Source organism: Bacteroidota bacterium (genome assembly GCA_016711505.1).
GTDB lineage: Bacteria > Bacteroidota > Bacteroidia > AKYH767-A > 2013-40CM-41-45 > JADKIH01.
This window is the reverse complement of record JADJSV010000009.1, coordinates 187781-194907: the sequence shown is the minus strand read 5'-3', so window position 1 is coordinate 194907 and position 7127 is coordinate 187781. Positions and strand designations below refer to the sequence as shown.

At 32.7% G+C, this 7127-nt stretch carries 5 protein-coding genes; 1 reads left to right on the top strand and 4 read right to left on the bottom strand.

Features of this window, described 5'->3' with window-relative positions; translation table 11 throughout:
- Positions 1-751: 751 nt before the first annotated feature.
- The 4 genes from IPL24_11935 to IPL24_11920 form a co-directional block, all read right to left on the bottom strand.
- Entirely contained in the window at positions 752-1231 is a 480-nt protein-coding gene (locus IPL24_11935; protein ID MBK8364350.1) for a DUF805 domain-containing protein, read from the bottom strand.
- A 105-nt stretch (positions 1232-1336) separates the two neighbouring features.
- Complete coding sequence (locus IPL24_11930; protein MBK8364349.1) at positions 1337-1780, bottom strand: tetratricopeptide repeat protein; 444 nt, start codon at positions 1778-1780, stop codon at positions 1337-1339.
- Between the two features lie 124 nt (positions 1781-1904).
- Positions 1905-2219: a hypothetical protein gene (locus IPL24_11925; GenBank protein MBK8364348.1), complete on the bottom strand. Its 315-nt coding sequence runs from the start codon at positions 2217-2219 to the stop codon at positions 1905-1907.
- Between the two features lie 788 nt (positions 2220-3007).
- Positions 3008-4666: a LamG domain-containing protein gene (locus IPL24_11920; protein MBK8364347.1), complete on the bottom strand. Its 1659-nt coding sequence runs from the start codon at positions 4664-4666 to the stop codon at positions 3008-3010.
- An 835-nt stretch (positions 4667-5501) separates the two neighbouring features.
- Here IPL24_11920 and IPL24_11915 point away from each other — a divergent pair.
- Positions 5502-7076 carry a T9SS type A sorting domain-containing protein gene (locus IPL24_11915; protein ID MBK8364346.1) on the top strand — a complete coding sequence of 525 codons (1575 nt, stop codon included), beginning with the start codon at positions 5502-5504 and terminating at the stop codon, positions 7074-7076.
- The last annotated feature ends 51 nt before the right edge of the window (positions 7077-7127 follow it).

Here is a 7127-nt window from a genome sequence, read left to right as displayed (position 1 = left end):
CCTTGCGTTGCTTTGTATGTTGTATCCTTTCTGCTGTGCAATTCGCACCATGTTATCATTTAGTGGGGTCGAAATTTCAAATAAAAGTTTTCCAAACCTATCATTGCTATTGGAAACGTCATTTGGGAAAAGCAGTTTTTCGCCTGCTCGTGCTGAAATGTGAATATTTAAAATGTTAACACCTCCATAGTTAGTGCCTCAGTGTTTTATCTGTTCTATTTCATTTCGTAATGTATTGAAATTGCTGCCGGAGTCTGTAGCTTCACCATCAGTAATGTTTATTATTATTGAGTGATGTAATCTTGTGGTTTCCCCAATTAATCCAATCATTATATAGACGTTTTGCATTTTCAAATGCTTTTTCATTGGTATCAGATCCTGAGTAAGGACGAACCCAAATAGGTTTGTCGTTTCTCTCGTGATAATGGATATTCAAAAATGTTCTTAATCGAAACAACCCTTACTTTCCTGGATAATTGACCTTCCCAACCAGATTGAACGGTACTTTCATTTTTTCCATAAAACAATAATTGCAATTTCAAATCTATTTTTAATTCGCCAGCATTTCCAATACAGCGTAATCCCACACTTGTAAATGATGTCATTTATAGCATCTGATAACTCAACTGATTTTGTATGAGAAGAACACAAACTTTTCACCCATTGAACCACTTTGGTCAATTAAATAGATTATTAAGCAGGATTTGTACTGCTAATCGTTAAACTTCTTAAGTCGTACATTTTTTTAAGTTTATTTGTATAAATCACCGTCATTATATCCACTACCATTTTGGGGATTCACATTTGAACCATAGTTGGTGTTGGGATTATTATGGCCACCAAGATACCCGCCTTGATATCCACTTTGTGGAGTTTGTGGATTTTGTGGATCCACGATAAAAGGTGGAGATTGATTCATTATACCCTTAGGATTTTCACCATATTGATTTTGGCCAGGTGTCCCATCTTGAAACAACATCCATAACCCATAAAAAGGAATTAGCTGCCACCATCCGCTATTCCCAATGTCATGACATCTTTTAGCCCCCTGCGCTAAACCAAACCAGATCAATGGGATCATACAAATTGTAAAAATTACAGCACCAGGATCATTTCCAATGCCAATTGCCAAAAATATTGCCAGCCAATACAATATCAGGTAAATAATAATTGAAATTCCGTATTCGCTTCTTCTTATTCGCCCTTCAAATGAAAATGGATCTTTAAACATAGGTTTGCTTTTTAAATTGTGAAATATATATAATTTAACTTTCCTTATTTACAATTTTCACTGAAAATATCGTAAAGCTTTGTGTTTCCTAATTCTATTGCCTTTTTAATATCCGCGCAGCCATTCTGGCCACTTTTTATTTTTTGCAATACCTCTGTTTCCCATAGCTATATTTGTAAATTCAGTATTATAATTGTCATATTTAATCGTCATGGTAAAGTCGGCAATTGCACCAGGAAAATCTTCAAGAATTATCTTGGCATAACCTCTGTTATTATATGCCTTGTAATAGTCTGGCCTTAATTTTATAGCTTCTGTATAATCACCAATTGCTCCCTTAAGGTCATTTAAATATCTTTTATTTAGGCCCCTATTATAATATGCTTCTGATTTGGAATAAGAATCTTCAATCGGATAATTTTCAATAGCCTTTGTGTACATGCTAATCGCTTCTTTTCTGTTTCCACTTGCAGATTTTAATTTGCCCTCATTATAGTAATTAGCCGCTATGTCATGTTTGTTAACAAAGCCAGACAATTCTGTTTTCATACCTTTATCCTTGATAGAATAAATAATGTCTAGAAATTCTTTATCATACTTGAATTGTCTTTATATGAGTAGTAATATATTGCAATACTGGCGTTTTTCCCTATATAAAATGCAAATAAGCTAACTAAATTGCCTTTATACTTATACCCATGTCATAAGTATAAATAAGAATGTTGTTTTGGGCATCATAATAATTGGTGCCTATTTTTATATCAACACTAACTTTGCCATTGACGATATTACTAATGTTGCTATCGAAATTTGAATTGTTTAAGAAACTATTTTGAATTAATTTTATTTCGTCTTGGTTTTTTGTTGTAGCTGGTAGGTTTTTGAACAGAATATAGGGATAGTCCATATTAGCATTTCCGATTTTTTGGTAGCAAGCGTCAAACCGAATTTCTTTTTTGTAATTTAGATAGTCTTTGACATCTGACATTCGTTGTTCTAAGATCTCCCTGGGCAATCGCTTCCATGTTTTATCGAACTTAAGTGTAAATCCAAATGGACTTTCATAATCAGTTTGTGCATACAAAAGACTACAATAAAAATGAAAAAATGTAAGTAGACAGTTTGTTTTCATCATTCAGTTGTTACAAAAATTGTTTTAATGTAAATCCAATTGTTATCAAAGATTCTCCAATCTCCCCTATGATTGATTACTAAATATAGAATTAAATTGTCATTCATATCAAATACATTAAAAGTTCTTTCGTCAAATACGGTTAGATAGCAGCTGTATGTATTATGTTCATCTTGAATATATGTCCTATTTTTATATTTTAATGGGAGCGATGTATTTATTTCATCATTGTTTGCATTAACTTTTGGGTTATAAGTGTAGGTGCTGTAATAAAACGTATTATAAGAATTGTTAGGTTTAATCCAACCCGGTTTTCCTGTATATGGATTGACGTTCCCTTGTCGAGAAGTTATCTGCTTTTGTGGAGTTCGGTGCTGTTCTAAAATATGGTTGAACATAAGTTCCATCTTTCTTGTAATATCCATTTACTTTGACATGGTGGGAATTAGTTTGGGGGTGGCAAAAAGAGGTGAAGATTACCAGTACAAAAACAGAAATGCTTTTAATATTCTTGTAAGTTGCATTTTCGCTTTTAATTGACAATTTTTGGCTGTCTTAATCTTTGGACTCTGGAATATATCTAGAATGGTTTACTTTTCATTGAATCACAATTTTCTTAACATCAACCAAGTGCCCAGTAGAATTTATAAGATAACGAAATAAATCCCGTTGCCTGTCCAAGAGTTTAAGTCAATACTGTAAATCTGTTGGTTAACGATAGTAGAATAGACTGTTTGGCTGAGTGAATTATCGATACGTAAAGTATATCCGGCAAGTGTTGAGTAATTACTTCCGTTATCGATCGTTATATGATCGTATGCGGGATTGGGATATATTTTAATGCTATTTTGGTAGGTCACAGGATTAAAACCGGTTAAGTTGGCATTTATTATAAGTGTGTCCGTTACAGTTACTGTTTGGAAACAAATGTTTTCGTTGTACAAAGCTGTTACCTCTGTGCTGTCAAGTGCGCGATTATAAATTCTAACATCGTCTAATTTTCCTTTGAAAAATTGCGATAACCCTCCAGCACCTATTGTAAGGTCTAAATTATTTGTGATGCTTCCTGCAAATGAGGATTGAATCATTGTATCAATTTGTCCATCGATATATGTTGTAATTCCTACGCCTGAATGGAAGACGTATGCAAATTGGTGCCAGTTTGTATCAGCAACTTGAGTTATACCGCGAACTTCTATATTTCCACCGGAATGCTCGAAATAGGAGTACAAACCTCCCGGATTAGGAACATCTTGAGTTCCGAATGCATACGCTTCGCTTTGGCCCATTACACCTGAATATTTTGATAAAAAATATTTTGCACTATTTAAGGTATCCGATTTCATCCATAGTGCTACAGAAAATGATTGACCGTTTTGAATGTTCAATTCCGGTGCATTAGGGATCGCAATACTATCATTTAATCCATCATAAGAATATGCGCTATTAAGATTTCCGAATCTATCCGTCGAGAGTGTTGCTCCGTTTAAAATTCCATTGTGGCCATGTTCGGTTTCATCATGAGCATCACCACAGAAAGGATACCATGCTATAAGTCCTTGGAATATACTCACAGGCAACGATCCAATAATACATGAGTAGCTGTTTGGTGTTTCATTATATAATAAAGTTACCTCAGCATCTGAAAGACTTCGATCATAAATTCGAATGTCATCAATTTTTCCCGTGAACCAATTGATTTGAGAATCAAAACCAATTGATATTAGGTTTTTATTAGTATAATCAATAGTAGTACCAGTGGTCGCTAAAGAATCAATTAAAATTCCATTTACGTATATTCTTTTCATGTCACCATCGTTTGTGATTGTGGCCATGTACCAAGAATTTAGTGTCATATTGGAATCAGATAAATTAACTAGATCTCCGGTTGTTGTATAAAGAATGGAATGTAAGTAATTTGAATTGTTTTGTCTACCCCATGACACATTCCAAGCAGCATTAAATCTGCTTATGCTATCGCTTCGATGCAAGAACTCCCATGTACCGGGATCACCGTTTGTATATGCGTCAAACCAAAGGTTTATTGTAAAGGTTTGACTTGTATCAGTAAAATTACTTATTTGGATATTTGATGATCCATTAAATTCATATGCGCTATTTATTTGGCCAAATCGATCAGTGGTAAGTGTTGCACCATTTACGGTCCCGTTAAAATTATTACCGGAAAAATCATTCGAGTTGCCGGTGAATGGCCAATAACCAATTAGGCCATTAATAGGTGTTTGCGAAATAGAAACAAGTGATGAAATCAAAATTGTAAAAAACAGAGTAATTGTTTTCATAGCGTGTGGTTTTTAAATTAGTGTGTTCTCAAACATAATGAAATATTCCACGTCTTCAACACGCATATTTATATGAGAAAAGCAATTTTAGTATTCAATTTAAAGTCAAGTAGTGCGCGCTTAGATTTCCTTATAATAACAGCCTTATGTGAAAAACGAAATTCAGATTTTCAAAATCTTAAACCCACAACCAATCGTTGTTTTTTTGTATAAAAATCTAAGTAAAAGCCGTAAAAAAATCTTTTCCCGCAAAAAAAGTAAAACGTCGTTTTTGAAATTAAAACGGCTCTATTTTACTTTTAAATTTGCGGAATTTACTTTTTTTGCGGAATTCAAGTAAAACCCACGCAAGACACGTTTTCTATTATGTCGATTTAATTAAAGCATTTTCTCGATCATTGACCATCATTTATTTCTATTTCTGCTGAAATTATCATGGAAAAGGTTCGTGAAAACGCCCGTAAACGGACAACTACGGACGTAAACGGAGGATTACTGTTGTAAACGGTTGTTTACAGAATGAACTTTAATTGACGTCAAATAATTTGGTTTACTCCGGAATTTTCAATTTTTCCGAACTCAATTTTGTAAAAATATTTTTCGGAAATTTCGAAAAAGGCGGAAAAAAATATGGGAAAGCATAGTTTCTGTTTTGCGAAAAGTGTTTATTGGTAAAGCACAGGGAGAATATTGGGAATTAGATGTTGCAACAGCAAAGAGAAATTCTAAAGCGGAAATAAGATTTCCGGAGATTTATTATACATTAGCTTATTGTAATTTTTAAAGAACAAACAAATACACTTTAAGTTGATGTTGCTAATTTAAAACCTAGTAAATGAAAAAAATTATATTATTTCTCTTTTTTGGTTTCGCTTTCTTGAAGCAATCTAATTCTCAAATACTTCGTGAATGGGTATATGATTTTAATCCCAGTGGAATTAATTATGGATATGGCCATGGTGTAGTATGCGACCATCATGACAATGTTTACATCAGTGGAATTATTTCTAATGGCACTTCAATGCTTCCAATATTTATTAAAATGAATAACAGCGGGAGTTTGCTATTTCTTGATACGACTTCCTCAGGTGATAGGACTACTGGTAATCTGATATACGATAGTAAATCTACTATATTTTCATCGGGACAATATCTCAATTCTTTGCCAAATACTTATCTTGAAGCATTTGATACTAGTGGGTTTCTTTTATGGCGTAAAACCTATTATCGAGGAGATTCGGCACAAATTTTCAATGTTCAAATCGATAGATCCACCAATGGATTTTTATTTAACATTGGAAATTATTATGATTCCTTATCAGTATCTCATATTAATTTAATTAAAACGGATTCACTTGGAAATCTAATTTGGATTAAAAGTGATTCAGGTTTAAATATAAGTAGATCGTTTGCTCAGAAAGTAATTGCTGGTAATAATGGAAGAGTTTATTGCATCGGATATGGTCAGGTCATAGGATCGAATAATGAAGATATTATTCTTATTTGCTATGATGAGAGTGGCAATATAATTTGGTATCGCACAATTGATGGAACACTCCATGATTTTGATGCTCCTTGGGATATTAAATTGGATTCAAAGGAAAATATTTTAGTATCTGCTTTCATACAAGATACAGTTATTAATCGTAATTCATTTATTGCAAAATTTGATACTTTTGGAAATGAAATTTGGAGAAACTCTTTTGAAGGGTCAGGGTCTAGAAAATTTGTGATTGACAGTAATGATAATATTTATTTTAATAATGGCATTCTTTTATCAGGAGATATCTTCGGAATATTAAAACTTGACTCGGCCGGGAATTTAATTAATTCAAGAAATTTTTCTCTGCCAAATTATAGTATGTTCAATCTATCCGACATTGTCATTGATGATTCAAGTAATATATACTTATCAGGCATTGGGTTTTCTAATACTTCGGTTTACGATTTTGTAACATATAAAATTGATAGTTCATTGACTGAAATCTGGAATGATGAATATCTTATTTCAAATACTTTAGGAGAATCACCTTATGCAATGGCGCTAGATAATAGTAATAATTTCTATGTTGCAGGACAATCAAACTATGATCAAGTTTCTAATACTTCTAATTTATGTGTTGTAAAGTATGGGAATAATCTGTCCACAGAAATTCACGGAATAATGAAGATTGATTTAATTTCAGTTTTTCCAAATCCGACAAGCGAAAACATAACGATTGATTTGGGTATTTCTGAGAATGAAGTCTCTATTTCTATAACTGATGTTTACGGAAAATTGTTTTATAAATATTTTGCAACAGCCCTTCAAGAAAAATCACTAAATATTGTAGATTTCCCGAGTGGAATCTACTTTGTTAAAATATCGAAAGGAAAATTTAATTTTACCAAAAAAATTATTAAATATTAGGAAATGGATTTAAGATTCTGTTGCAATCTGCTGGCTATATTCAGATTTGCT